Source organism: Pseudomonadota bacterium, from assembly GCA_034660915.1.
Classification (GTDB): Bacteria; Desulfobacterota; Anaeroferrophillalia; order Anaeroferrophillales; family Anaeroferrophillaceae; genus DQWO01.
The window spans coordinates 59,861-85,629 of the sequence record JAYEKE010000048.1 but is presented as its reverse complement, the minus strand read 5'-3'; the positions used below and the strand labels follow the sequence as shown (position 1 = coordinate 85,629).

Annotated in this window: 24 protein-coding genes, 1 pseudogene and 1 riboswitch; of the genes and pseudogenes, 12 read left to right on the top strand and 13 right to left on the bottom strand. The window is 48.7% G+C overall.

What is annotated here, in order from left to right; genetic code table 11:
- Positions 1–86: 86 nt before the first annotated feature.
- Positions 87–212 (top strand): annotated as a pseudogene (locus tag U9P07_03210) (cation transporter).
- A gap of 75 nt (positions 213–287) precedes the next feature.
- Here the strand turns inward: U9P07_03210 and U9P07_03205 are convergent.
- Positions 288–1,022, bottom strand: a complete 735-nt coding sequence (locus tag U9P07_03205) for an MBL fold metallo-hydrolase (GenBank protein ID MEA2108412.1) — start codon at positions 1,020–1,022, stop codon at positions 288–290.
- A gap of 4 nt (positions 1,023–1,026) precedes the next feature.
- The gene (gene amrS / locus U9P07_03200; protein ID MEA2108411.1) at positions 1,027–2,040 is read right to left on the bottom strand and encodes an AmmeMemoRadiSam system radical SAM enzyme; all 1,014 of its coding nucleotides are present in this window, start codon (positions 2,038–2,040) and stop codon (positions 1,027–1,029) included.
- 358 nt (positions 2,041–2,398) lie between these two features.
- On the opposite strand from amrS, the gene atpD reads away from it, so the two are divergent.
- From atpD to U9P07_03155, 9 genes are read left to right on the top strand one after another with little or no spacing between them, the layout of a single operon-like run.
- The gene (gene atpD / locus U9P07_03195) at positions 2,399–3,763 is read left to right on the top strand and encodes a F0F1 ATP synthase subunit beta (GenBank protein ID MEA2108410.1); all 1,365 of its coding nucleotides are present in this window, start codon (positions 2,399–2,401) and stop codon (positions 3,761–3,763) included.
- 2 nt (positions 3,764–3,765) lie between these two features.
- On the top strand, positions 3,766–4,155 hold the full coding sequence (locus U9P07_03190; GenBank protein ID MEA2108409.1) for a F0F1 ATP synthase subunit epsilon: 390 nt from the start codon (positions 3,766–3,768) through the stop codon (positions 4,153–4,155).
- The gene (locus tag U9P07_03185) at positions 4,148–4,456 is read left to right on the top strand and encodes an AtpZ/AtpI family protein (protein MEA2108408.1); all 309 of its coding nucleotides are present in this window, start codon (positions 4,148–4,150) and stop codon (positions 4,454–4,456) included. Before U9P07_03190 ends, U9P07_03185 begins: the two co-directional genes overlap by 8 nt.
- A gap of 23 nt (positions 4,457–4,479) precedes the next feature.
- Entirely contained in the window at positions 4,480–4,782 is a 303-nt protein-coding gene (locus U9P07_03180) for an ATP synthase subunit I (protein MEA2108407.1), read from the top strand.
- A complete protein-coding gene (locus tag U9P07_03175) occupies positions 4,782–5,504 on the top strand; it encodes a F0F1 ATP synthase subunit A (GenBank protein ID MEA2108406.1) in 723 nt (240 codons plus the stop codon). Before U9P07_03180 ends, U9P07_03175 begins: the two co-directional genes overlap by 1 nt.
- The gene (locus tag U9P07_03170) at positions 5,497–5,775 is read left to right on the top strand and encodes a F0F1 ATP synthase subunit C (GenBank protein ID MEA2108405.1); all 279 of its coding nucleotides are present in this window, start codon (positions 5,497–5,499) and stop codon (positions 5,773–5,775) included. The genes U9P07_03175 and U9P07_03170 overlap by 8 nt, the downstream gene beginning before the upstream one ends.
- Before the next feature lie 3 nt (positions 5,776–5,778).
- Positions 5,779–6,600 carry a F0F1 ATP synthase subunit B gene (locus U9P07_03165; protein MEA2108404.1) on the top strand — a complete coding sequence of 274 codons (822 nt, stop codon included), beginning with the start codon at positions 5,779–5,781 and terminating at the stop codon, positions 6,598–6,600.
- Positions 6,593–8,134, top strand: a complete 1,542-nt coding sequence (locus U9P07_03160; GenBank protein MEA2108403.1) for an alternate F1F0 ATPase, F1 subunit alpha — start codon at positions 6,593–6,595, stop codon at positions 8,132–8,134. The genes U9P07_03165 and U9P07_03160 overlap by 8 nt, the downstream gene beginning before the upstream one ends.
- Before the next feature lie 6 nt (positions 8,135–8,140).
- A complete protein-coding gene (locus U9P07_03155; protein MEA2108402.1) occupies positions 8,141–9,028 on the top strand; it encodes a F0F1 ATP synthase subunit gamma in 888 nt (295 codons plus the stop codon).
- A 107-nt stretch (positions 9,029–9,135) separates the two neighbouring features.
- Here the strand turns inward: U9P07_03155 and U9P07_03150 are convergent, their stop codons facing one another.
- The gene (locus tag U9P07_03150; GenBank protein ID MEA2108401.1) at positions 9,136–10,941 is read right to left on the bottom strand and encodes a putative Ig domain-containing protein; all 1,806 of its coding nucleotides are present in this window, start codon (positions 10,939–10,941) and stop codon (positions 9,136–9,138) included.
- A 62-nt stretch (positions 10,942–11,003) separates the two neighbouring features.
- A riboswitch (cyclic di-GMP riboswitch) is annotated at positions 11,004–11,176 on the bottom strand.
- Positions 11,177–11,636: 460 nt separating this feature from the next.
- On the opposite strand from U9P07_03150, the gene U9P07_03145 reads away from it, so the two are divergent.
- Complete coding sequence (locus U9P07_03145) at positions 11,637–12,719, top strand: hypothetical protein (protein MEA2108400.1); 1,083 nt, start codon at positions 11,637–11,639, stop codon at positions 12,717–12,719.
- A 180-nt stretch (positions 12,720–12,899) separates the two neighbouring features.
- Here the strand turns inward: U9P07_03145 and U9P07_03140 are convergent, their stop codons facing one another.
- The 8 genes from U9P07_03140 to U9P07_03105 form a co-directional block, all read right to left on the bottom strand.
- Positions 12,900–15,470 carry an ATP-binding protein gene (locus U9P07_03140; GenBank protein MEA2108399.1) on the bottom strand — a complete coding sequence of 857 codons (2,571 nt, stop codon included), beginning with the start codon at positions 15,468–15,470 and terminating at the stop codon, positions 12,900–12,902.
- A complete protein-coding gene (locus U9P07_03135; protein MEA2108398.1) occupies positions 15,471–16,589 on the bottom strand; it encodes an ABC transporter substrate-binding protein in 1,119 nt (372 codons plus the stop codon).
- Between the two features lie 691 nt (positions 16,590–17,280).
- Positions 17,281–17,727, bottom strand: a complete 447-nt coding sequence (locus tag U9P07_03130) for a CGGC domain-containing protein (protein ID MEA2108397.1) — start codon at positions 17,725–17,727, stop codon at positions 17,281–17,283.
- 81 nt (positions 17,728–17,808) lie between these two features.
- A complete protein-coding gene (locus U9P07_03125) occupies positions 17,809–19,623 on the bottom strand; it encodes an aldehyde ferredoxin oxidoreductase family protein (GenBank protein MEA2108396.1) in 1,815 nt (604 codons plus the stop codon).
- A gap of 40 nt (positions 19,624–19,663) precedes the next feature.
- On the bottom strand, positions 19,664–21,442 hold the full coding sequence (locus tag U9P07_03120) for an ATP-binding cassette domain-containing protein (GenBank protein ID MEA2108395.1): 1,779 nt from the start codon (positions 21,440–21,442) through the stop codon (positions 19,664–19,666).
- 116 nt (positions 21,443–21,558) lie between these two features.
- Positions 21,559–22,839, bottom strand: a complete 1,281-nt coding sequence (locus U9P07_03115) for a 4Fe-4S dicluster domain-containing protein (protein ID MEA2108394.1) — start codon at positions 22,837–22,839, stop codon at positions 21,559–21,561.
- A gap of 16 nt (positions 22,840–22,855) precedes the next feature.
- Complete coding sequence (locus tag U9P07_03110; protein ID MEA2108393.1) at positions 22,856–23,527, bottom strand: methyltransferase; 672 nt, start codon at positions 23,525–23,527, stop codon at positions 22,856–22,858.
- 225 nt (positions 23,528–23,752) lie between these two features.
- A complete protein-coding gene (locus U9P07_03105) occupies positions 23,753–24,046 on the bottom strand; it encodes a hypothetical protein (GenBank protein ID MEA2108392.1) in 294 nt (97 codons plus the stop codon).
- Positions 24,047–24,653: 607 nt separating this feature from the next.
- On the opposite strand from U9P07_03105, the gene U9P07_03100 reads away from it, so the two are divergent.
- Positions 24,654–25,031 carry a hypothetical protein gene (locus U9P07_03100; GenBank protein MEA2108391.1) on the top strand — a complete coding sequence of 126 codons (378 nt, stop codon included), beginning with the start codon at positions 24,654–24,656 and terminating at the stop codon, positions 25,029–25,031.
- Between the two features lie 159 nt (positions 25,032–25,190).
- Here U9P07_03100 and U9P07_03095 read toward each other — a convergent pair whose 3' ends face one another.
- On the bottom strand, positions 25,191–25,478 hold the full coding sequence (locus U9P07_03095) for a hypothetical protein (GenBank protein ID MEA2108390.1): 288 nt from the start codon (positions 25,476–25,478) through the stop codon (positions 25,191–25,193).
- Between the two features lie 71 nt (positions 25,479–25,549).
- Positions 25,550–25,723, bottom strand: coding sequence for a hypothetical protein (locus U9P07_03090; protein ID MEA2108389.1), 174 nt, complete (start codon positions 25,721–25,723; stop codon positions 25,550–25,552).
- Between the last annotated feature and the right edge of the window lie 46 nt (positions 25,724–25,769).

The window sequence follows — 25,769 nt, the reverse complement described above, 5'->3', positions numbered from 1 at the left end:
TTTTGTATGAGATTCTTGTTGTAAGGAAAGGCTGAAATCTATGCGGATTTCAGCCTTTTACTTTTAGCTGGACAATAAGGAAACCAATGGAATTTTCTTCCAAAAAGGTTATCTACGCGGCGCTGGCTGGCAATGCCTTGATTGCGTTTACCAAGTTTATAGCTGCCGGGGTGACCGGCAGTTCAGCCATGCTTTCCGAAGGAATTCATTCGACGGGCGAATAATCCTTCGGTTTTTGTGGTTTTGTTTGAAGCTTCAGCCGTTTTATTGGGGCTTTTGGTTCCTCTTCACAATGGGTTGAAGACGGCATCTGTCAGCTTTACTTTTGCCCCCACTCCTCCCTCAATATATTTTTCCTTAAAACTTTCTTTAAACATTTTTTTGGCCAGGTCACCGCTGCAGTGAGTCGGGCAGACATAATTGACCGCTGAATTTTGTAGAGAATGTATCACTTTTTGTATCGCCGTAGGATTATCATTCAGCAGATGAAATCCTCCCATTAAGAGAAGGATTTCTTTATCTAACATCTGCCTGGCTTTTCTGGCTATATTGACAATGCCGGGATGAGCACAACCGGTGATGACGACCAGACCTCCCTTTGTATCGATGACCATTGATTGTTCGCCGATGAGATCTTCGTCCATGACTCCGGTTGAGTATACATGGTCAAAAAGTTGGGTTGCCTGGTAGTCGATAATGGTTACATTCTGAACATGATTTCTCAAATCACGGAGCAAATGTTTTGAGAGCGAATCAGGCGCAAAAATATGCAAATTTGGATTTTGTTCGATGACTGAGTCAACCCCTCCTATATGATCCCAATGGGGGTGAGAGATAAAAAGGGTATCAATATCTTTGATATTCAAGCCTAAAGTTTGTATATTTCGTGAAAGTACAGGCCCATTACTGCCGGTATCAAAAAGTATTGTCTGATTGGGGATTTGCAAAAAGGCTGAAAACCCCCAGAGAGATTTAAGCTCTGGATTGTAGGGGTAATTATCAAAGACGATAGTGATTTCCATGGTTTTACCTCCAGACTCCTTCAATGACTTCACCGCATTTACCGCAGCGACCGTCAACCAGGCTGTTGCTCCGGATGCTGAAGCCATAGCGATTGATCAATTCTGCGCCACAGGCCGGGCAGTAGGTGCTTTCGCCTCCCTCCCCGGGGATATTACCCTCATAAACAAATCGTAATCCTTCCTTAAGGCCTATTTCTCTGGCCTGGCGCAGGGTTGCTGCCGGTGTCGGTGGACGATCCTGCATCTTGTAAGTGGGATAAAAGGCGGTCACATGCCAGGGAATGGCCGCGGAAACACTTTTGATAAATCTGGCAGTATCGCGCAGTTCTTCCGGTGAATCATTGAGCCCCGGAATAATTAGGGTGGTTGTTTCGACCCATACCCCGAGTTCATGCATTAGCTGGACGTTGTCCAGCACCGGCTGCAGCCGGGCCTTGCATACCTTTTTGTAAAAATCATCGGTAAATCCCTTGATATCAATATTGATGCCGTCCAGAACTCCTGCCAGATGACGGGTAACCTCGGGGGTCATGTAACCGTTGCTGACAAAAACATTTTTCAGCTGCCGTTCGTGGGCCAATACCGAGCAGTCGTAAGCAAATTCATAAAAGATTGTCGGTTCCACATAGGTGTAGCTGATACTGGCACAATTTTCACGCACCGCGTAGTCAACCACGGATTCCGCCCGACGTTCATCGCCGGCTATCTCACCGCCGTGCAGATGGGGATATTGCGAAATGTCGGCGTTCTGGCAGTGGAGGCACTTGAAATTGCAGCCGACGGTGGCAATGGAAAAGGATCTGCTACCGGGCAGGAAGTTGAACAGCGGTTTTTTTTCGATGGGATCGGTGTTTTCGGCTATCAACCGACCATATACCAGGCTGTACAGCTTTCCACCCTGATTTTCCCGCACCCCGCAGATACCCCGCTTCCCCTCCTTGATATGGCAGCGATGGTTGCATAAGCCGCAGAAAACATCATTTTTCTCTCCGGGTTGATAAAACATGGCTTCTTTCATCATCTTGCCCTCCTTTGTCTGGTATGTCAATCCGCCTGCCATTTTCAGGCTCAGAACACTTCTGTGCCTTTTAGTAAGATGGCCGCTTAAAATTGGTTGATTATAATGAAATTATAACCCTTTCTGCTATTCTGTCAAATTGGAGGTGATAGTATTTGCGTGTATTTGACATTTGACATTGATATTAATTTGATTAAACTATATTAGGGTTTAAGCTAAAGGTAAATGAATCCAAGATGTTATTCAGGGTGACTTAAAACTTCCTTTTCAAGATATCTGGTTTTTCTTAATGGATTTGCCTGCCCGGGCTGAAAAAGTGTCAATCTTTTTGATGGCAGAAAGTAATTGATTGGTGGCCATGAATAACGTTGGAGCAGTTATTTCCGTCCGTGGCAGTGTGGTGGATGTCCATTTTGATAAACGCCTGCCATCACTTTTCAACATCCTGCGGGGTGGAGAAAATCAGGAAATTATTTTTGAGGTGGTTTCCCACCTGGATATCCATACGGTAAGGGGTATAGCTTTGACTTCGATCCAGGGGCTGGCCCAAGGATCAACAATCATTGATACCGGCCGCTCATTGGAAGTACCGGTGGGCAGACATCTGCTGGGTCGGGTGTTTAATGTCTTTGGTGAACCTGTTGATCGCCTGGGACCGGTGGAAGCGGGAAAAAAGCGCGCTATTCACCAGCGGCCGGTGCCGTTGAACCGGCAGATAACCACGTCCGAGATTTTCACCACTGGCATCAAGGCCATTGATGTCCTGGCTCCTCTGGAGCGCGGGGGAAAAGCCGGGCTTTTCGGCGGTGCCGGAGTGGGCAAAACGGTGCTGATCATGGAGATGATCCATAACGTCGTTGGCGGACATGGAGGGATAAGCCTGTTTTGCGGGATTGGTGAACGACTTCGTGAAGGTGAAGAACTCTATCGGGAGATGAAAGAAGCGGAGGTTTTGCAGAATACGGTCATGGTTTTCGGCCAGATGAATGAACCTCCCGGAGCCAGGTTCAGGGTCGGGCACGCGGCGCTGACCATGGCGGAGTATTTCCGTGACGAGGCCGGCCAGGATGTGCTGCTGCTGGTTGACAATATTTTTCGCTTTATTCAGGCGGGGATGGAAGTGTCAGGCCTTTTGGGACAGCTTCCCTCGCGTTTGGGATATCAACCCACTCTGGGGACGGAGCTTGCGGAGCTGGAAGAAAGGATCTGCTCCACCGCTACCGGGTCCATCTCTTCAGTACAGGCGGTATATGTTCCCGCCGATGATTTCACTGATCCCGCTGCCGTCCATACCTTTGGTCATCTAACCGCTTCCGTAGTTTTGTCCCGCAAACGGGCCAGTGAGGGGTTTTATCCCGCCATTGATCCGCTGGCCTCCAATTCCAAAATGCTGGTTCCCCAGATTGTCGGTGAGCGCCATTATCGCCTGGCACAGCAGGTCCGGGAAACCCTGGCTGAATACGAAGAACTCAAGGATATCATTGCCATGCTGGGCCTGGAAGAGTTATCCCAGCGGGACCGGCACACGGTAAACCGGGCCCGGCGTCTGGAACGCTTTTTGACCCAGCCATTCAGTGTGACTGAACAGTTTACTGGTTATACTGGTAAATTTGTTCCTTTGCCAGCGGCACTGGATGGCTGCGAGCGGATTTTAAATGATGAATTCAGCCGCTATCCGGAAAAATCCCTTTATATGATTGGCAGCCTAGATGAGGTGAAGTAGGGGTGGAACTGAAAATTATCCTGCCAACCATGATACTGATCGATGAGAAAGCCAGCAAAATTACTGCCGAGGCACAGAATGGTTCTTTTTGTCTGCGCCCCCGGCATATTGATTTTGCCGCTGCCTTGGTTCCCGGTTTGTTTTCTTTTGTGAACCATGACGGTCGGGAAATCTTTCTGGCTGTGGATGAGGGAGTGCTGGTGAAATGTGGCCGCCGGGTGCTGGTTTCCAGTCGTCGCGCGGTTCAGGGAACGGACCTGGGAACTCTGACCCGCCTGGTAGAGGATGAATTTCTCATCCTCGACGACCGGGAAAAAACGGTTCGTTCGGCCATTTCAAAGATTGAGGCTGATTTTATCCGCTCCTTTCTGGAGATTCAAAAACATGGATGACCGGCAGCCGGAGAAAAAACCGCAGGAAACGGCTGAATTCAGCCGGCAGATTGCCGCCAAAGAACAGCGGAAACTGAAAGGACGGCGGCAAAAAGGGCAGGATATCTGGTTTGGTCTCGGGATGTTCGGCCTGGTTGGCTGGTCAGTGACCATACCCACCCTTATAGGTGTGGCCCTGGGTGTCTGGGTGGATAAAACCTGGGAAAGTTCTTATTCATGGACCCTGATGGGTCTTTTGATTGGCGTTATTTTAGGTTGCCTGCAAGCCTGGTATTGGCTCAAACAAGAGAGCAGGAGATAGCTGAATTACGGAGGTGAATAAACATGCACAGTAACACCCTGGATCTGATAATGGCTTTTGCCGCCGGCCTTTTCATTGGTAGTTTTTATTTTCTTGCCCTCTGGTTGACGGTCCGCCGCCTGCCAAAGGTACGTTTTCCCGCCAGCTGGACCTTGGGCAGTTACCTGGCCCGCAGCGCCGTCAGCATGGCCGGTTTTTACCTGGTCATGTCCGGCTGCTGGGAAAGGTTGCTGGTCAGTTTACTGGGTTTTATCGTCATGCGTTTTATTCTGGTTCGCTGGTTTCAGCCGGAAAAGCCGTTTATTCCCTCCGGGAGAACCTGCTGATGGATATCCAACAGCTTACTCCGGATCAGGTGGTTTTCTGGTCTTGGGGGGCGGTTTTAATTAATGCAACCCTGGTTTTTACCTGGGCGATTATGCTGCTGCTGGTGGGTGGCTCATGGCTGGCAACCAGGAATTTGTCGGGCGATCTGCGTTTATCCCGCTGGCAGAACCTGCTGGAAATTGTCGTTGCCGGCATCAGACAGCAGATTCGGGAGATAAGCCAGCGGCAGCCGGACAAATTTCTGCCTTTCATCGGTACCCTTTTTATTTTTATTGTGGTTTCCAACCTCCTGGCCGTGGTTCCCGGTTATGTTGCCCCCACCGCTTCACTGTCCACCACTGCCGCTTTGGCCATTTGTGTTTTTATCGCGGTTCCCTGGTATGGTATCCGGGATCAGGGATTTGGTCAGTATCTGCGTAATTATCTGCAGCCAACGGTTTTCATGCTGCCGTTTAATGTCATCGGCGAGCTGTCCCGCACCCTGGCCCTGGCGGTACGTCTTTTCGGTAATGTCATGAGCGGGGCGAAAATCGCCGCGATTTTTCTGGCCCTGGCTCCATTGATCTTCCCCATTTTTATGCAGGCCCTGGGACTTTTGACCGGGCTTATCCAGGCCTATATCTTTGCTATTCTGGCGATAGTCTACATTGCCGCCGCCTTGCGCGTTCGTGAAAAGAAACAACCAGAGAAAAAACAGAAAGGAGACAACTCGTATGGATAGTCTTTGTTTTATTGGTATGGTTTCCATTTTTACCGCCGGCCTGACCATTGGTATCGGTGCCATCGGCCCGGCTCTGGGGGAAGGTCGGGCGGTATCCCAGGCACTCAGTTCCATTGCCCAGCAACCAGATGAAGCCAATACCATTACCCGGACTCTGTTTGTCGGCTTGGCGATGATCGAGTCCACTGCTATATACTGTCTGGTTATTTCCATGATTCTCATTTTTGCCAATCCGTTCTGGAATTATTTTCTCGACAAGGTGGGAGGATGAACCGTGCTCATTAATTGGTTTACGGTTGCGGCCCAGATAGTTAATTTCCTTATTCTGATGGCGCTGCTGAAATATTTTCTTTACGATCGTATTATCAAGGCGATGGATGAACGTGAAGGAAAGATTCATTCCCGCCTGCAAGAGGCGGAGGACCAGCAGCAGAAAGCGGTGCAGGAACAGGAGCTCTATCGCCAGAAAAAACTGGAACTTGATCAGAAGCGTGATGAGGTCCTGTCCAAGGTTGAAGCAGAAGCCGATCGCCGTCGGGAAGAAGAGACCCAAAGGGCCAGAAAAGAGATTGATAGCTTACGTGACCGGTGGCGGGAATTGCTGCATAAGGAGCAGGAATCGTTTATAAGTGAACTCCGCCGGACGGCTGCCGGTCAGGTTTTTGCCATCAGCCGTCGGGCCCTGACGGATCTGGCTGATAGCGATCTCGAGGAGAAAGTGATAGATTCATTCCTGACCCGGCTGGAAACCATGGATAGTGCTGAACGCCAGGAGGCGGTGAGCTCCATTATGAAAGAAGACGGGGTGGCCACGGTTCGCAGCGCCGGGGAACTTTCTGCGACTGACCGTCGTAAAATCACCGCCGCAGTGCATCAGGTTCTGGACGAGGAGATCAAGGTGGAGTATGAAACCATGCCTGAGATAATTCTGGGTATTGAGTTGGTCAGTCGCGGACAGAAGATTGCCTGGAACCTGGAATATTACCTGGAACATCTGGAGGAGCGGATACGGGAAAGCCTGGAGGCCGAGGAGGAAAAGCATGGCCGGAAAACCGGAAACCGGCAGTCGGCAGGGAACAATTCTTACCATGAATGATGAAAATAAAGTATTGGAACTTTCCCTGGCCCAGTCTTCCGCGACCCTGGAGCAGGTTCTGGAAACTTATAATCCGGAGCTGCGGCTGGAAAAGGTGGGGACAATCGCCTCTGTAGGTTCCGGTATCGTCCAGGTTAACGGGCTGAAAGGAGTTAAGGCGGATGAAGTCTTGAGCTTTCCCGGGAACCGCTTGGGAATGGCATCCAATCTGGATGCCCATGAGATCGGGGTTGTCCTGCTGGATGAAAGTGAAGGATTGCGGGCCGGCAGCGAAGTTCGGCGGACCGTACGGGTCCTGGATATTCCGGTTGGCGAAGCGCTGCTCGGGCGGGTCATCAATCCCCAGGGCCGGCCTTTGGATAATGCCGGCAAAATTTTATTGACGGAGCGGCTGCCGGTGGAACGGCCGGCTCCAGCGATCATGGATCGGGCGCCGGTCAAAGTGCCGCTGCAAACCGGGTTGAAAGTTATTGATGCCCTGATTCCCATTGGCCGGGGGCAGCGGGAACTTATCCTGGGGGATCGGCAAACCGGCAAAACCGCTATTGCGGTGGATACGATCATTAATCAGAAAGATAAAGACGTTATCTGTATCTACTGCGCCATCGGCAAGCGGGTAACGTCCGTTGCCAGAGTGATTGCCTCCCTGCGGGAGCATCAGGCGATGGAGTACTGCGTCGTTGTTGTTGCCACGGAAAACGCTCCCCCCGGTGTGCAGTTTATCAGCCCCTATGCAGCCACCAGTATCGGGGAATATTTTATGGAACAGGGCCGGGATGTGCTGGTTGTTTTTGACGATTTGACCCATCACGCCCGGGCTTATCGGGAAATTTCCCTGCTGTTGCGACGCCCGCCCGGTCGGGAAGCATTTCCAGGCGATATTTTTTATATCCACTCCCGCCTCTTGGAGAGGTTTACCCATTTAAGCCTGGAACGTGGCGGCGGTTCCATGACCGCGCTGCCGATTGTGGAAACCGAGGCCCAGAATATCTCTGCTTATATTCCCACCAATATCATTTCCATCACTGATGGCCAAATCTACCTGGACCCAAACCTTTTTCAAAAGGGCATTATGCCGGCAGTGGATGTGGGTAAATCGGTATCCCGGGTCGGCGGCAAAACCCAGCTGGCCGCCTACCGGAAGGTTGCGGGTGATCTGCGGCTTTCCTATTCCCAGTTTGTGGAGCTGGAGGCCTTTTCTCGCTTTGGTGCCCGGCTGGATGAGGAAACCGGCAAAGCCATCGAGCGGGGACGACGGGTGCGGGAAATTTTAAAGCAGTCGCAGTATGCCCCCCTGTCGGTTGCTGATCAGATTAGTGCCTTGGTGGCGGTGTCCGAAGGGTTTTTCGATGAACTGCCATTGGCCGATATCCCGGCGGCAGCAGAGCACATCTGCCGGCGCATAAACGATAATCTCCCTGAGCTGGTAAAAAGGATAGATGCAGGGAGTCAGTTATCCGATGATGACCTGGAAAGTATGCGGCAGGTGATGAAAAAAGATCAGGAAAAAATAACTCCGGAAATGCAGGGATAAAGCGGCATGCGCGGTATTGAAAGCATGAGAGCCCGGATCAGGAGTACTGAGAAACTATTATCGGTGGTTAAAACCATGAAATCACTGGCAGCCGTCAATATTCGCCAGTATGAACAAGCGGCTGAGTCAGTGGGGGATTATGGTAAGACGGTGGAAATGGGATTGCAGGTGGTCATGCGCCATCGGGATGATCTGCTGGTGGGGGCACGCCTTGCTCCCCGCCAGAGTATGGGTGCCGTGGTCATCGGTTCCGATGTGGGTATGTGTGGTTCATTGAATGATCAGATTGTCGCCTTCTCGCTGGCTGCCATAAAAGACTACCTGGGGCTGGATCCGCAAAAACGGCCGATACTGGCGGTGGGAGAAAAAGTTGACGCTATCTTGCGCGATGAAGGTCTGCCGGTGCAGAGGACGTTCAGGGTTCCCGGTTCGGTGGAAGGAATAACCTCAATCGTGGGGGAATTACTGCTTGATATCGATGCCTGGCGCCGGGACCTGCGGCTTGACCAGGTATTTCTCTTCTTCAACCAACAGGATTCAGGGGTGAGTTACCAGCCACGGGTGTTCAAACTGCTGCCCGAAGATCAGGAATGGCTGCAGAAACTGCGGCAGAAAGGCTGGCCGGGACCTTCGCTTCCCACCTATACGATGGCTTGGGACCCTCTTTTTTCCGCTCTCATCCGCCAATATATTTTTATTTCCCTCTTCCGCTCCCTGGCCCATTCACTGGCCAGCGAAAACGCCAGCCGCCTGGCAGCCATGCAGCGGGCGGAAAAAAATATCGAGGAAAAGCTGGAAGTGCTGAACGGTGAATTTCACCATCAGCGCCAGACGGCCATTACCGAAGAGCTTTTGGATATTATTTCAGGTTTCGAAGCCTTGGAGAACGGGTGATCTTCGACCAGTACATGCAAACCACTGGCTGATTATAAACCAAAGGGGGGCACTTCTTGAAGAAGAGCCCCCCACTTAGTTTATCATTCGGTCAACAATGCATATATCTATTCTATATGCACATGTACATTTACTGGAGGTGCCGGTGGTACATTATCCTCAGGGATTTCAACCGTAATGGTTATTGTTTCAGAATCGCTCTGAGTTGGAGCACCATCGTCGGTTACCGTGAAAGTGACGGTGTAGTTTCCGGCCGCGCCGTATCCTGGAGTCCAGCTGAATTTTTGCTGGGCGTCATCAAAGCTGGCACCGGTTGGCAGATTACTGGCCGTATAGGTCAGTATGTCAGCATCAGGATCACTGGCGGTGATCGTAAACTCAAGTAATTCATTTTCATCAACGGTTTTTGCGCCGATGGAATTGAGCACTGGAGGTCGGTTGACGTTGCCCACCGTAATGGTTATCGTTTCAGAATCACTCTGAGCTGGAGTGCCGTTGTCGGTTGCCGTAAAGGTGACGGTATAGTTCCCCGACTCGCCATAGCCGGGAGTCCAGTTGAACCTTTGTTGGGCGTCATCAAAGCTGGCGCCGGTAGGCAGATTGCTGGCCGCATAGGTCAGGGCGTCAGCATCAGGATCACTGGCGGTGATCGTAAACTCAAGTAATTCATTTTCATCAACGGTTTTTGCGCCGATGGCATTGAGTACCGGTGGCCGATTCACGTCGCCTACCGTAATAGTTACTGTTTCAGAATCATTCTGAGCTGGAGTGCCGTTATCGGTTGCCGTAAAGGTAACCGTATAGTTTCCAGCCGCGCCATATCCTGGAGTCCAGCTGAATCGTTGCTGAGCGGCATTAAAGCCGGCACCGGTTGGCAGACCGCCGGCTGTATAGATCAGCGTGTCCGCATCAGGGTCACTGGCGGTAATTGTAAACTCAAGTAATTCATTTTCATTGACGGTTTTTGTGCCGATGGCATTGAGTACCGGGGGCCGGTTGACGTTGCCTACCGTAATGGTTACTGTTTCAGAATCACTCTGAGCTGGAGTGCCGTTGTCGGTTGCCGTAAAGGTAACCGTATAGTTTCCCGCCGTGCTATATCCGGGAGTCCAGCTGAATCGTTGCTGGGCGTCATCAAAGCTGGCGCCGGTAGGCAAGCTGCTGGCCGTATAGGTGAGGGCGTCAGCGTCAAGATCGCTGGCAGAGATCGTGAATTCAAGCAATTCATTTTCATCGACAGTTTTTGCGCCGATGGCATTAAGCACCGGAGGCCGGTTGACGTTGCCTACCGTAATGGTTATCTCTTCAGAATCGCTCTTGATTGGAGTGCCGTTGTCGGTTACCGTAAAGATGACGGTGTAGTTCCCCGATGCACCATATCCGGGAGTCCAGCTGAATCGTTGCTGGGCGGCATCAAAGCTGGCGCCGGTTGGCAGGTTGCCGGCCGTATAGGTCAGCGTGTCAGTATCGGGATCGCTGGCAGAGATTGTAAACACCAGTGATTCATTTTCATTGACGGTTTTTGTGCCGATGGCATTGAGTACCGGGGGACGGTTAGGCAAATAACAAGCTTCGGCGCTGTCTGTGCTTTCGTTGTCCGAGGTATCAAATGCTTTGACCACAAAATAATACGTTGTATTATCATCCAGATCAGAGATTATGCAAGTTTCTGCCATTCCTTCCCAGGCAGGAGTATCATAATTGTAACTTTGTCCTTCTGCCCGATAGAAAATGCGGTACCCGGCAAGGTCCTCCTCGGTGTTGGCATTCCAGGTCAGAGTGGCATTAACTGCCCAGACGCTGCAGGGAGAGAGGAAAAGAGAAAATATACAAATAACGAAAACCAGGAAACTTGCCGAGGAAAAGAAGATTCCTCGAGATATTGCATTCTTTTTTGTCTTGGATCGTTTCATGCTGACACCCCCGTGTGTTTTTAATCCGTGCAAAACACAGCTTTTTTGGAGTGCTGCATCAGCCCGGCAACCCTGCTACCATATCCATTTAAATTTAGTGCCTTACAGGTTATTTTCTTGTTGAAAAACAAGAAAATGTCCTGATGAGAGCACTTACTTGCGGGCAAAACCCGCGTTTGGACCTAGGCCAGTGGTTTTGCGTCCCACCCTTTCAAGTGGTTTGCCTTTTTCGAACGTCTATATCCTGTTAACTTATCATACGCTAAGTCGCAATCTTAAATTAAGCAATACCCGTACCATAAAACCGCCAATCGCATAATTGTGAATATTTTTTTGGGATATCAGGCAATTATATAGAATGCCAGGATATATTCATACCGTTATAAAAAAATTGATTTGAGCAAGAAACTGTCCTTCCGGAGATGCGTATTACTAAAATGTAATAGAACGGTGGAAACATTATTAATCGAGAGAGGAAAAGCCTTGCAGATTTTTCTCTCGCAGCACCGAAAAGAGTTTCTGGTCAGCAAAGAAGTGAAAGGATTTCGCTACTTTTTGCGGATAGTTTGACAACTCGTTATGTTTTGGTTAGAATTGCTGCCAATAGCGAGGGGGAGATGAATTAGGTGGCTTCCTTTATTCTATAGTTCTACTGGACGCCAAATTAAGGTAAAATATAGCAGGAGGGATTGAATATGAGTCTTAAAACAATACTGGTTTCTATTCTGGTACTTTTTTTCCTTTCTGTAACTGCGGCTGTTTCTGCCGGTGATTTTCCGCTGATCATAGATCACCACTGCACTGATATAAACAAAATTCCCGCCGAGTGGATCATCAAGGCAAAAACAGACTTCCACATCGCCTACGGGCATACTTCCCACGGCAGCCAGCTGGTAAGCGGCATGACAGTACTGGCAGGACAAAACAGCCTTTATTCTTTCAGCCGAAACGGTGAAAACGGTTCGATGGTATTCCATGACCGGGTATTTCCAGGCGATCTGGGACATAACGGCAACACCACCTGGGCGCAGCAGACCAGAGGCTACCTGAATAAACCTGAAAATGCGGCTACCAACATGGTGATCTGGTCATGGTGCGGTGGGGTGTCGGACAATACGGAAAGCGGGATCAATGCTTACCTGCAGGCCATGGAACAGCTCGAACGGGACTATCCCGACGTAACTTTCATTTACATGACCGGGCATTTGGACGGTACCGGCGAGAGCGGCAATCTTAACCTCAGGAACAACCAGATCCGCGCCTTCTGCCGGGAACATAACAAGGTCCTCTTTGACTTTGCCGACCTTGAAAGTTATGACCCCGACGGTAACTACTTTCTAGACAGGAACGCTTACGATTCTTGTAATTATGATCATGGCAACTGGGCGGATGAGTGGTGCGGCGCCCACCCCGGTGAGTGTTCTTCCGTAGACTGTGCCCACTCCAGATCCCTGAATTGTGACCGCAAGGGCCGGGCTGTCTGGTGGATGCTGGCCAGGCTGGCCGGTTGGCTGCCAGCTACCCGGCTGAGTTCCAATGTCCAGGGGCAGCAGGTGACCCTTGCCTGGAACCTCCTTAATGGTGCCGCGGGTTATAATCTGCTGTATGTCCCCTGGCCTTATCAGGGAGAAGCAATAGGAAGTTTTGACATGGAAGCGTTAACTTCCATTTCGGCTCTGGTGCCACCCGGTTTTGCCTACTACTTTGCTCTCCGTGCTTATAACAGCCAAGGCAAAATGGGTAACTATTCTAATGTCGCCCTTATACAGGTTCAGTAATTCTCTTCTAGCCATTGCTTATCATTGACGTGCCGGCAAGGTGATAAAAATTACCAGTTTCAGTTTCAACATCCCGTCAATGGGGTATAATAGCACCCAGCAAAACCTTTTTTCCTAAGGCGGCACCCATGGCCGCCCCATCTTTGCCGGCTCCCGGGTAAATTTTTTAGCTTTGAAAAATCAGAAAATCGAATCCAATACTGTTGCCAGTTCTTCCATGGTAAATGGCTTTGCTATCGCGGCGACAAAACCGTATTTCTGGTAGTTTGACATGACTGGATCATTTGAATAACCACTGGAGACAATAACCTTGGCATCCGGATCAACAGCCAGGATCTTCTCTACTGCCTCCTTACCTCCCATACCTCCGGGAATGGTTAAATCCATGATGATCACTTTTACCGGTGCGGAGGTTTTTCGCAGCTTTTTGTATAATTCCATCGCCTGATGACCATCGTCAGCAAACACGGCTTCATAGCCAAGGTGCTCGAGCATGTCGCCGGCTACCATTTGAATCACTTCATCATCATCCATAATCATCACTTTACCAGTTTTTACAGGAGACGATTCTGTAGTGGTCATGATTTTCTGCTTTTGCTGTTGTTTATGGCTGGTGGCCGGCAGGTAAATGGTAAATGTTGTTCCTTTGCCAATCTGTGATTGGACGGCAAGATGACCCTTGTGCTTATTGACGATGGAATAGGAGATGGCCAGTCCCAGGCCGCTTCCATCTTTTTTAGTGGAAAAATAGGGATCAAAAATTTTGGCAAGAGATTCCTCTTGAATGCCGATCCCATGATCTTTTAGAGATATTTCAATGTAGTCTCCAGCGGGTAAGGGGAAAAAAGCTTCATCTTCTTCAAAGGTAATGTTCGTGCAGGCGATATCAATAGTCCCACCTTCAGGCATAGCCTGCAGGGCATTAATTACCAGATTTTGGATCACCTGGCTTATCTGACCGCTGTCAATGTCAGTGAGCCAGAGATTGTCTGGAATATGATAGGTACAAGCAACCTGGCTGCCATGCAGCACAAAATTTGCCGTCTCCTTGATTAAGTCGCCAATGGCTGCGGTCTGCTTAACCGGGTCGCCGCCTTTGGCGAAGGTTAGTAGTTGTCCAGTCAGATCCTTGGCCCGCAGGGAAGCTTTTTCAGCATTTTTTATGAGAGAATATACTTTTTCCCGTTTGTCAACTAAGTTGGCGGCCAGGCTGATATTTCCCATAATTGCCACCAGGATGTTGTTGAAATCATGGGCTATGCCACCGGCCAGCACTCCTACTGATTCCAGTTTTTTTGCTTTGATGAGCTCTTCTTCGGTGCGTAGCTGCTCGGTTACATCCCGGAAAACCAGAACAACACCAATTATATTGCTCTCTTTGTCCCTGACTGGGGCAACGCTGTCAGCAATATTACGTTTATTACCATCTTTGGTGATCAGAATATAGTCCTGGTTCAGATTCGTAATGATACCATGCTTCAGGATTTGGTATGCGGGACAGCCAAGCGGTTTACCGGTTTTTCCGTCTATAGTGGTGAAAATTTTTTCCACTTTTTGTCCGGCAGCATCTTTATTGTTCCAGCCGGTGATTTGTTCGGCAACCTTGTTAAGTGATAGGACGATTCCTCCAGTGTCTGTCGTAATAATCCCATCCCCAATACTTTTCAGGGTAACCGCCAACAGTTCTTTTTCTTCCTGCAGACTTTTCTCAGCTATACTTACCGCTTTATCCCGCTGTTGTATGGCTTCACTAATTGCCCTGAATTCCGCTATATCCGTTTCAACTGCTGAAAAAGTAGCCGCTGACTTTTTTTCAACTACCGGTTGCTTCAGGAAGGTTACAATGTTTTTGACCGGTTGCGATAGAAAGCGGTTAAGAGCGGTGCGAAGACTGATAAAGAGCAGGAAAAACAGAACTACCACAAAAATAAGTTGATAAATGATGGCTTTGAGGATTTCGTGACTTAAAATCGAGTAGGGAATGGCGCAGTAAACCGTCCAGTTATGCGGGATGGATAATGGATTACGGTAACCGATGTATTTCTTCCCCTGGCTTTGATACGTAAATAGACCTGATGAACTGATTTTGCTCTGTTCACTTATCTCAAAGCCGAGGTTATAGCGGCTTTTCATCAGCGTTGAATCGGGGTGATAAATAACCCGGCCCGAATCGGAAAGTACAAAGACCAACGCTCCATTAAATTGCTGACCAATCTCCAGAAGGACCATTTCGGTGATAATATTTTGCAGGTTACGTTCAATAACCAGAATCTTCTTGTTTGGCAAAAAACATAAAATACTGACGACATTGAGACTGCTAAAAAGGGATTGGTGATGAAGAACAATTTTTTCTTCTGTTTGATCCATTGGCAGTATATTGCTCATGTCAAAACCATTATACGAGGGATATAATCTTGGGGGAAATACTATGGTGCCGGAGCTGTCAAGGACGTAGAACAGGTCTTTGACACTGTGAAATCGTAGTGAGGCAATCAGTGACGGCAAAAGATTTTCAGGATCCAGGTCGTCGGTCTGGTTGAGAAAATTAGCTATGTGCTCATCATAGGTAAAAATAGCGTTATAGATTAATGAACCGGCAATATCCGCCTTGTTTGTCATGGCTGAAGAAAAGTTTTTCCGCACTTCGTGATAGCGGGAAAAACCGGTAAAAACAGCCGCCAGAAGGAAACCGGCCAGAGCGATCCAGACAATAATCCTGGTTATTTTAAAATGCAGAGATTGTGAGCCCAATCATATTTCTCCATTATTTTGAAAACGACCATCGCGGACAATTATTTCATAAACTGGACGGATAACGTCTCCATACTGATCAAATTTTACCTGACCCATTAAGGTTTCATACTTACCGGCAAGCAAAGACTTTTTCAATTCGGCAGGATTAATGCTTGGACATCGGCGCAGGGCATCCGCCAAAATCCTGACCAGAGAATAAGAGCGGACCGATCTGCCTGATGCCGGTTTTTTGAATTTTTCCACCATTTTTTTTGAAAATTCCAAGTATGTTTGCCGTTGATTGTCCGGCTCAATATACGAAATGAGTGAAAGCCCTTCAGCCGTACGGCCGGCAAATTTGAGCAGGTTTGGGTTTTGTGCCCAGAGTGTGGCCAGACGGATCCCCTGGTATTTCCGGCTCTGCAATTCCTGGAGAATTACTGCCGTCATGGTTGCTTCGGTGAGCAGAAAGACTGCTTCCGGCTGCGGTTCCAGTAACGTCTTGGCAACCTGATCCCAGTCGGTATTTTCTCTGGAAAAAAATCTCGTTGTAGATATTTTTCCACTATAATATTTTTTCACACTTTTAACATAGTCAACGGCAAAAGCGGCATTGGTCATATCCATAAGAAAGGCTACCGAAGAAATCCCCTTTTTTTGCAAAAGTTTTGTGGCTTTCCGACCATAGAGTCTGCAGTCTACCGATGTCCTCAGAAACAGATCATCTTTTTTGCTCAATGAGTTGGTGGCGGAGTAGGCAGTTATAAGTACTGTATTTTTGGCAGTGACAATGGGATACGCTTTTATCGTATTGGCTGAATAACTATGGCCGATTACTGCCAGTACCTGGTTATCAATAAGTGACTCATCAGCTTTTCTGATACCCTCATCATTATTTTCATCGTCTCGAACTAATAATTCAAGGCGGCGCCCTTCTATTCCCCCCTGCTCATTAATTTCCTTGACCGCCAGCAAGGCGCCATCCCGGATGGATTCACCAGCCTCACCACCGCGACCGCTCAAGTTAACAGCCAGCCCGATTTTAATCGGTTCCGAGGATGATTGGCTGCAGCTGACAATAATTATGGGGAGAATGAACAGCAGGAACAGGCCCAAAACAGCTGTATTTTGTTTCATGATAAAATTACTCCCTTGGTGGTGAGCAGGTAGAGAACGTTACTGATTTCCTAAGCTGAGCTATTAGCGTTTAGCTTTTAAAAATCAGGGCTTTACGATGGTTAGTAACAACACCCAACGGGTGAAGGTTGATGATATTAAACATCTTTTCAACTTTCTGAGTTATGAAAAAACAGCTTGAAAAAACTTGTTTTAAGGATATTTCGGCATGGCTCTCGCTCATTCTCGCTGCACATCGTGTGCAGCTCCGAGGTGCCCGCCGCGAATCACCGTCGTGGTGATTCGTTCGGCGGTCAATGCCGCTGTGAGCCAAGCCCAAATATCCTGATAATGTCTCCTGGCAACACAAGTCAGAAAGTTGAGACATCTTGTAATTATTGAGCTAATAGCTAACTGCTAAAAGCTAATCGTTTAATGTAGGTTATTATAAAGTATTAAGCATTGACCGTAAAATATGAGTATAATTATACTGCTATGCATATTATTCTGAAGCAGAGTCAAGAAGATTATCCTGAGTAATAAGCCAGCATAATTCCTGAAATGGCACCTACAATTGACCATGACCATGGACTGGCGGTTGTGGGTCAGGTACTGCCGACGCATTTGACCACGAATCCGACCATACAGCCTATTGCTGTTCCGATGGCAATGCCTGCAATATATTTCTTCATGTCAATTCTACGCCTGTTTCTCAGTCATAGGATAAACGATTTTCCTCGTCCACTAATGTCGGTTGAATAATTTTTTGCCATTCAGGATTATCCCAGGTGCCCAACTTGTTGTGCATGTTGAGGTACTTTTGCGGTATCGGATGAGTGCCATAAACGACTTCAAGACCATATTTTGTTTTGATAAAATCACTAAAATAAGTAATGTGAGGGCATGGAGGATATCCCACAACCAGACCGGTGGCAAGATGAATCACCATTGCCCCGTTTTTCTTCATTTCGTCCACCGCGTATTCAATATTGCCGCCGGGACAGCCATCACAGCTGGTATAACCGACAAGTTCAACTTTCATATCTTTGTATCGGCTGAAAGCACCTTCCCTCTTTTTCAATGATCTGAAGCATTTTCCGCCTGCACACCTGCGGTAACGGTCACAGATAAAAATCCCGATTTTTGTTTGGTTTTTCATAATTTTCTCCTCTGCTGAATTACGCCTGGGCTGTTTTGGGCGAAAAAGATGAGACCGTAGGGGAATAAAGGTCCTTCAGTGTTATGCCAAGCCGAGCCCTGCCAGTTTTTCTTTTGTCGGGATGCCGTTTTGGTCCCATCCCCTCATGGTATAGTAGCGGTCCAGCATGGCATCAAGGTCTTCCTGAGAGCAATATCTTCCCCTGGCTGGACCGTCCGGAATTGGTTCATGCATCACCCGGTAGGGAAGGGTATCGTTCTTCCGGTTTAGTCCCCGTTTGATATTGATTAAACGTTCCAGGTTGTAGATCCGTTCCCCGGATTTTTGCAGGTCTTCAACCGTGAAGTTCCAGCCGGTCACCAGGTTGAAAATAGTAGCCCAATGGTCATTGATCAGGGGACCCAGTCCCTTTTCAGCGGTAAAGCGGCACATGATCAGCGAATCGGCCACGGCGCAGGAAGCCTGACTTTTGATCATGTATGCCGGCTGAGGTTCAAAACCCGGATCCGGATCAGCAGGGAGAGTGTAGTTTGGCCTGCCGTCCTGGTGGCTGCCACCCCTGGTGGAGGTGGCGTAGGCCAGTGACATTTCCCTCAAGCCCCGGGCGGAATGGGCCGCGCACTCAAGCCCCTGGCTGGTGTACAGGTACTTGTATGATTCCCGGCCAAATTTTTCTGCCAGCCGTTGTGAACCCAGGGCCAGATATTTACCGATTCCCTCTTTCATTGCTGTTTTCCGGATCAGGTTAATTATACCTTCACCGTCCTCAAAATCCACCTGCCCACCCAGGTCCGCGGCTGAGATGATGCCTCTTTCCATGCATTCTGCCACAAATGACAGGGTGACGCCCATGGAAATGGTATCAATGCCCATCAGATCGCACAGGTGATTACCGTTGAATATGGAAGGGAGGTCATCATTGTCCATCATGGTGCCCAGGGCGTAGAGGGTTTCGTATTCGGGCATCTTGACGTTTTGCCCCGCATAATCTCCTGACGGCACCCGGACATTTTTCCCGCAGGCGACCGGGCAGCCAAAACAGGCTGTGTTTTTAACCGTGTAGTTCTCCTGGATTGTTTTGCCGCTGATTTTTTTGGCAGGCTCGAAAAACTCCCGGATATTGTTGCGGCTGCAGAGGATGCCCCTTCCATTAACCATGGTCAGGATGGAGGGGGTTCCCTGGGTGGTGAGCATGGCCGTATTCTTTTTCATTACCGCCCGCTGCTTTTTGAGAAAGTTTCTGAGCCCTTCAGGGTTGGCGATTTCAGTTTTCCGGCTTCCCCTGACGACAATGGCTTTCAGATTTTTTGTCCCCATGACCGTCCCCATGCCAGCCCTGCCAGCGGTTCCGTATCTGCCACCCCCGAAGATAATCCCGGCAAACAAGACGCCGTTTTCAGCTGCCGGACCGATGGCGGCGCCGACCGAATCGTTTCCTTCTTTTTGTTCCAGTTCCGCGATAGTTTCTTCGGTATTTTTACCCCAAAATTCCGTGCCGTCTTTCAGCTCTGCGTCTTCTTCGGTAACCAGTAGATAGACCGGTTTTGCTGATTTACCAGTGATATAAATGGCATCGAAACCGGTTCTTTTCTGGGCGACGGCAAAATTGCCGCCATAGTTGGAGTCGGCAAAAAAATTGGTGTAAGGTGAAATGGTCGCCACATGTCCCCGACTTGTCCCCCAGACCGGGGTATCGGTCAGGGGGCCGGTCGTGAAAACCAGGGCATTGTGCGGATCATCGGGACTGATATGGGCCGGCACCGTGTCATGGATGAGTTTTGCCGCCAGGCCGTTACCGCCCAGAAACTTTTTGGCAAAATTTTCATCATAAGATGTTTTCTTTATCGTTCCTGTGCTTAAATCTATCTTGATGATGCGGCCATGATGACCATACATTATTTTTCTCCTTCCTGTGCCTTAATGATTCCGGTTGCTTTTATTCCGGCAGCTCTTCCAGCTCATACCATCTCTGGTAGGTTTTTTCCACCTCGGTTTCTATTGTCTGTAAACGCTCTTTCAGACCACGGATCAGTGAGCTATCTCCAGCTTTATAAATTTTAGGATCACCCATTTGTTGATGGAGCTCAGCCTGCTCGGACTCAAGGGCTTCGATTTTTTTCGGCAGCTCTGCCAGCTCTTTATTTTCTTTAAAACTTATTTTTCGTGGCTGTTTTTTGCGCTGAGCCGGCTTTGCTTTTTCTTTTTTAGGTTGCGCCGATGTTGTCGATTGTGTTGCCAGCCAGTCGTCGTAGCCGCCGATCATTTCTTCAACCTGGCCATTGCCGGCAAAGATCAGTGAGCTGGTCACAACATTATTGAGAAAACTTCGATCATGGCTGACCAAAAGAACCGTACCCTGGTAGTCGAGAAGTAATTCCTCCAAAAGATCTAAAGTCTCCATGTCGAGGTCATTCGTTGGTTCATCCATGATCAACAGATTGGCTGGCTGCGTAAACAATTTGGCCAGGAGCAAGCGGTTTTTTTCGCCGCCGGACAAAATTCGAACCGGGGTGCGCGCCCGTTCCGGGGTGAAGAGAAAATCCTTTAGATAACCGTAAATATGACGTAATTTGCCGTGAATCAGAACCTGATCCTGGTCATCGGCAATATTTTGTTTGACACTCTTGTCTTCATCCAGCTGTTCGCGGAGTTGGTCGAAATAGGCGATCTGCAGATTAGTGCCGTGACGCAACTTTCCACTGGTTGGCAGCAGTTGTCTGGTAAGAATTTTCAGCAGGGTCGTTTTGCCGCTGCCGTTCGGTCCGATCAGTCCGATACGGTTGCCGCGCAGGATACGTACATTAAGAGAATCGATAATTGGGTGATCATCGTATTTGAAGTTGAGCCTCTTTGCTTCCATGACCATTTTTCCGCTATGTGCCGCTTCATCCAATTGCATTCTAACTTCACCCGTCCGCTCCCGGCGTTGACGGCGTTCTTCACGGAGTTTTTGCAGTTCACGAACCCGTCCCATATTGCGGGTTCGGCGGGCCTTTATCCCTTTGCGGATCCAGATTTCTTCTTCTGCCAGTTTCTGATCAAAGCGGGCCCAGGCTTTTTCTTCGGCATGGAAGACATCCCGGCGGCGCTCCAGATAGACATCGTAAGGGCAGCGATAGTCCTGAACCTGGCCGCGATCCAGCTCGACAATGCGATTGGCCAGATTTCTGACAAAGGTGCGGTCGTGGCTGACAAAGATCAGGGTTGTGCGCAGCCGCAGGAGAAAGTTTTCCAGCCAGCAGATAGCGTTGATATCCAGATGGTTGGTCGGTTCATCCAGTAACAGCAGGTCAGGGTCCTGGACCAGTGCCGCCGCCAGTAAAACACGTCGCTTCAGCCCGCCGGACAAGGTGGAAAGCTCCGCCTCAGGATCAAGATTCATCTGAGTCAGCGTTAGTTCAATGCGGATATCAGCCGTATGCGACTCCAGCTCTTCGGCAGCCAGGATCTGCTGCAGGTAATGGCGGATTGTTCCGGTCAAAGGCTGTGGAAATTCCTGGGGCACATAAGCGGTTGTGGTTGCCTGTTTACGGATGATTTTCCCTGAGTCGGGAGGCAGATCATTATTGATCAGGTGCAGAAGACTTGATTTCCCGGTTCCATTGCGGCCGAGCAGGCAAATTCGGTCCCCCGATTCGATTTGCAGGCTGATATTGTCCAGGAGTTGTGGTCCGCCAAAGGCGAGACCGACTTGATGAAGAGAAATGATATCCATTATTCTTTTTTATCCAGTAATTGGCGAATCCTGGCCATAATCTGCTGGATGTTGTAGGGCTTATTGATAAAGCGGTCCCCACCCAGCTTAATAATATCCTGTCTGCAGGGCATTGACTAAATATCCATCTTTTCAACCAGCTTTTCCAAATAACGTGATTTCATCTGTTTGCTGGCCATTGCTTGTTTAATCGGCGGCAGTCGCAGAATAACTCCTAACAGCGCCGCAAGGGCCCGGTGGCTGAACAGGGCCTGGTTGTCAAAAATAAGATTCTGCAGTTTGTTGCGTTCAATAGCCATAACCACGGCGCGATGAATTCCATTCAGGGGGGTAAGCACCCGTTCAGGGCGTGATTTTAGTTTTATCACCGCTTCCGGGCAGGCGCGGACACAAAGGCCGCAGCCGAGGCAGCGATCTTCAATCAGGGTGGCCTGTTTGCGGCTCGGTTTTTTTGGGTCATTTGCCGAGGAAAGGGCGATCGCTTCCACCGGGCAGGTATTGACACATATGCCGCATCCGGTGCAGTTTGGTTGATCGATTTCCGGGATGAAATTGGTTGTGTGAATCGGGTTTAAAACGGCGAAGCGCCGGGCGGCAATCATCGCTTCACAACAGCAACCGCAGCAATTGCAGATGAAATTAACTTCCTGCCGGACATTTTCCCCGAACTGTACCAAGTTATAATCATAGGCCTGCTGCAGCAGGTCGAGACATTCGTCGGCAGCGATCAGGCGGGCATGACCATGCTTGGTTAGTGATGCCGCCGCGCTGTTGAAGGTCATGCAGATATCCATCGGGGCATCGCAGGCTTTGTCCATATGGTGCATTTTATGTCGGCAGTAGCAGGTTCCAATGCCGATGTGGGTTGCCGTTTTGATGACCTCGGTGGCTCGTTCGTAATCGAGAACATGGAGGGCGTCTTCATTGGTAAGGATCGGTTCGTGGATAAAAGCCCGCCCAAGTTGGGTTTCTCCCCGGGCAAACAGATCGCTAATGAAATCCTCTTCAACATTCATGTATTGGTAGAAAAGTTCGCTGAGAACTTTCTGGTCAATATCACCTCGGGTGCGCATCAGGGAAAATTCAAAAAAACCGGCCATGGGTGGCGGTAGAACGTAAATAGATTCTCCATTTTTATCCAGATCGACCAAAATGGCCCGTCCGGCCAGCTCTTCAAGTATCTTGCGAGTTTCGGCCAGGTTGAGCTTCCAGACCTGGCTGGCTTTCTCTACAGTGAAGGGCTTGATTGGCAATTGGGCTACCAATTCAGCTTCTTTTTCACTGAACAGCAGGGCGAGTATTTTATACAACAGTTGTGATGGTGGTGCGCCTTGGGGGAAGCGATTAAGTCGATCGACCAAATTAGAATAACTTGATTTGAGAACGTGGTGTGCCATGTCATTACCTCACAAATTAATCTCGCTCGTCTTTTATATATTCTCCCATGAGCAGCCTATTTTTAGGAGTGATAGCGTCGGGAATTTTTTGGGTTACAATCTGATATCCCTTTGATCTCAGCTTCATTGCTCTTACAGCATCCACTGCTAAGGTTTTTTCCATCCAACCTTCAAGGCCGCCGGTGGAAGATTCCTTCAGATCATGGCAGCAGGGTAGAACCGCTACCCTGGCATGCTGTGCAGTGGCCTTATCGATAATCAAATCGGTTAAAGCGCCGCAGGCATGGGCTGATACTACCATATCATCAGGAAGAATGGTAATCTCTTGAATATCCATTTCTTTGTAGATGATCCTGTTTTTCAATCTCGGCCATGATGCAATCAATGCCTTGGATAATGCAGGAGCATTTAAAGGAATTTTGTTGTCCACTGCAATGGCGGTCTTTGAACTGTCATCGAGGATGAGCAGTATATGCGCCAGAAGTCCATGACCGCAGGCAAGATCCAAAACCCTTCCTCCTCGATATCTTCGCCGTATCCTTTTGGCCATTTCCCAGCTTTCATAGAGCTCTTTTCTTGGGAGTGTTCCCGCCCGGCAGACAGCTCTGGCAATTTTATCGAAGAGGTGATCGCCGGGGAACAATGACTGCTGTCGGGGTGTCAGCCTGTTTTTTGAAGATTTTTTCATGATTGATAAAATACGTGCTCAACTTTCTGGGTTGCTCTAAAAACAGCTAAATGAAATTTCCAGGGATGTTCCGGCATGGCTTTTGCTCATTACTCATATAGGTATTCAGACCAAAAGAAAAGGCTGAAATCCCTCAGGATCCCAGCCTTTTACCGCTGAATGGTGCGGAATCTGGACTCGAATTCGCATGGCAATATATTGATATTATACAATAATAACCAGTTGTTATTTCGTGAAAGCCCCTAAAGAAACCCCTAAAATTTCGAACTGTCCTGTTTTTTCCCTTTCGAGAGCTGTTCTCCTCGGCCTGAAAGTTACTATCAGTAAAAGAAAACTACAGGGTCTCATTGTTAAAAAAACTAGGCCGAAGATCAATATGAAGAAGCCATCACTGATGGCAACACCGCCATCATGCTTGAGCAACTGCAAACTGGCATGTACGCCATGAATGTTGGCAACATTCTCACCCATGAAGAGGTTTTTATTTCGATCACTTACGCCGAACTCTACACCTGACAAGGAGACTCACTCCGCTACATCCTGCCGACTACCATCGCTCCCCGCTACGGCAATCCCGAAGCAACCGGGCTGGAACCGCACCAGGTACCTAAATACGATCTGATGTCGGAAAATCGGTTTAAATTTGAGATAACCCTCTCCGGCATGCTGGCAAAAGCTGAGCTCGAATGTCCATCGCATAATATCTCAATATCTAAAACTCACAACGAAACAATCATAAGCCTTGCCTCCGGCGAAGCCGGTATGGATCGTGATTTCATCCGGCATATATCTATCACAAGAAAACAGAGACAGCATTTTTATTGAACAGAACTCTGATGGCAGATATGTCGCATTAGCCTCATTTGCCCCACGATTTCATGCACCTGAACAAGTTCCTCCAAAAAATATCAAGATTGTGGTTGACTGTTCAGGTTCGATGACCGGCGACTCCATTACTCAGGCCTGACGGGCCATCAGCGACATTTTAAAGCAACTTCGACCGGAAGATTTTTTCAATCTCATAACCTTTGGCAACAACGGCAAAACCCTTTTCAAACAACAGGTTCCTGCAAGTAAAACCAATCTCACCATAACCCGGCGCATCCTCCGCAGTATTGACGCAGATATGGGCGGCACCGACCCGCAACTCATCGAGGGTGACAGTTTTCGCATGATTATTGCGACACCGGAGTTCGGCGATAACCCCGCGAAACAGATTAAGATTGTAGATGCAGATAAACCACAAAAACCCATCATCGACCAGTCGGGGGCAGAGTCGGGGGCAGAAAAAATTCTACTGCTATTGCAAAAAGAGCCGTTGGCAAAATCCAATATAGCAGATCAGCTTGGACTGAATACTGTTACCGGTGCATTGAATCGGTTAGTAAAAGATTTGCACAAGAAAGGTCTGGTTGAGTATACCATTCCCGACAAGCCCAACAGCCGTTTACAAAAATACCGCCTTACCGAAAAAGGCAAAAACTACCTAAGAAACCACCAATGAGCATGAAAACGCGTGAATTGAAAGAAGCAGCTACGCAAATTTCGGGAAAGACAATATGAAAAAACCGCCCCAGGGGATTCTGAACTATTTTACCACCTATACCGAGACGCGGTTCAATTTCAGGCATTTGGTTAATTATTTGCCGATTATATCAGTGAATTAATGGATGCCGCAATTAATCGGGGGGTCTAACCCCCATTTTCCTTTAAAAGGAGTGTCACGTAGTTGAAACAGCGCGACAGGAGCTTGCCGATCGGCGAGGTCATACCACCTGACCTTCTTTTGCTCGGTGATTGCCATGGATTGTCGCTGAAGTGTGAAGGCTAGCCGGCCACTGTAGTCGATGATGATATGGCGTTCGTTTCTGCCCGGGTGCAGGAGAAACTGCAATGTTGTACCGGCCACCAAGGGAGGGTTCCCGGTTATGACTCTGATTCCTGTCTGCATGATATTCACCAGCCGGAAGCCCCTGTATGAGGCTTCCGGCAAAAGTGATTTATTGAAGAAATATGATGCTGTTATCGTTCAGCGTTTTTCCAACCGGCGTTGTACGCTTCACGATCTTCCTTGTTGGAAGGTGGGTTGTAACTCGGTGATGAACCGCCACTAATGATAATTTCAGCCCAGCCGTCATTTCGGCTTTTCTCTCTGTCATGCTGTCCTTGGGCATGATGGTCTTTATCTTTCGGCATGGTGTACCTCCTGTTTTGGGACATTATTGGAAAGGATTTTCTGTTT

Excerpts from the sequence above, each read along its gene's own strand:
- amrS (MEA2108411.1), bottom strand. The coding sequence starts at position 2,040 with ATGAAAGAAGCCATGTTTTATCAACCCGGAGAGAAAAATGATGTTTTC.
- U9P07_03120 (MEA2108395.1), bottom strand. The coding sequence starts at position 21,442 with ATGGATATCATTTCTCTTCATCAAGTCGGTCTCGCCTTTGGCGGACCA.
- atpD (MEA2108410.1), top strand. The coding sequence starts at position 2,399 with ATGAATAACGTTGGAGCAGTTATTTCCGTCCGTGGCAGTGTGGTGGAT.
- U9P07_03090 (MEA2108389.1), bottom strand. The coding sequence starts at position 25,723 with ATGCCGAAAGATAAAGACCATCATGCCCAAGGACAGCATGACAGAGAG.
- U9P07_03125 (MEA2108396.1), bottom strand. The coding sequence starts at position 19,623 with ATGTATGGTCATCATGGCCGCATCATCAAGATAGATTTAAGCACAGGA.
- U9P07_03150 (MEA2108401.1), bottom strand. The coding sequence starts at position 10,941 with ATGAAACGATCCAAGACAAAAAAGAATGCAATATCTCGAGGAATCTTC.
- U9P07_03160 (MEA2108403.1), top strand. The coding sequence starts at position 6,593 with ATGAATGATGAAAATAAAGTATTGGAACTTTCCCTGGCCCAGTCTTCC.
- U9P07_03175 (MEA2108406.1), top strand. The coding sequence starts at position 4,782 with ATGGATATCCAACAGCTTACTCCGGATCAGGTGGTTTTCTGGTCTTGG.
- U9P07_03170 (MEA2108405.1), top strand. The coding sequence starts at position 5,497 with ATGGATAGTCTTTGTTTTATTGGTATGGTTTCCATTTTTACCGCCGGC.
- U9P07_03130 (MEA2108397.1), bottom strand. The coding sequence starts at position 17,727 with ATGAAAAACCAAACAAAAATCGGGATTTTTATCTGTGACCGTTACCGC.
- U9P07_03095 (MEA2108390.1), bottom strand. The coding sequence starts at position 25,478 with ATGCAGACAGGAATCAGAGTCATAACCGGGAACCCTCCCTTGGTGGCC.
- U9P07_03205 (MEA2108412.1), bottom strand. The coding sequence starts at position 1,022 with ATGGAAATCACTATCGTCTTTGATAATTACCCCTACAATCCAGAGCTT.
- U9P07_03115 (MEA2108394.1), bottom strand. The coding sequence starts at position 22,839 with ATGGCACACCACGTTCTCAAATCAAGTTATTCTAATTTGGTCGATCGA.
- U9P07_03185 (MEA2108408.1), top strand. The coding sequence starts at position 4,148 with ATGGATGACCGGCAGCCGGAGAAAAAACCGCAGGAAACGGCTGAATTC.
- U9P07_03110 (MEA2108393.1), bottom strand. The coding sequence starts at position 23,527 with ATGAAAAAATCTTCAAAAAACAGGCTGACACCCCGACAGCAGTCATTG.
- U9P07_03180 (MEA2108407.1), top strand. The coding sequence starts at position 4,480 with ATGCACAGTAACACCCTGGATCTGATAATGGCTTTTGCCGCCGGCCTT.
- U9P07_03100 (MEA2108391.1), top strand. The coding sequence starts at position 24,654 with ATGGGCGGCACCGACCCGCAACTCATCGAGGGTGACAGTTTTCGCATG.
- U9P07_03135 (MEA2108398.1), bottom strand. The coding sequence starts at position 16,589 with ATGAAACAAAATACAGCTGTTTTGGGCCTGTTCCTGCTGTTCATTCTC.
- U9P07_03145 (MEA2108400.1), top strand. The coding sequence starts at position 11,637 with ATGAGTCTTAAAACAATACTGGTTTCTATTCTGGTACTTTTTTTCCTT.
- U9P07_03155 (MEA2108402.1), top strand. The coding sequence starts at position 8,141 with ATGCGCGGTATTGAAAGCATGAGAGCCCGGATCAGGAGTACTGAGAAA.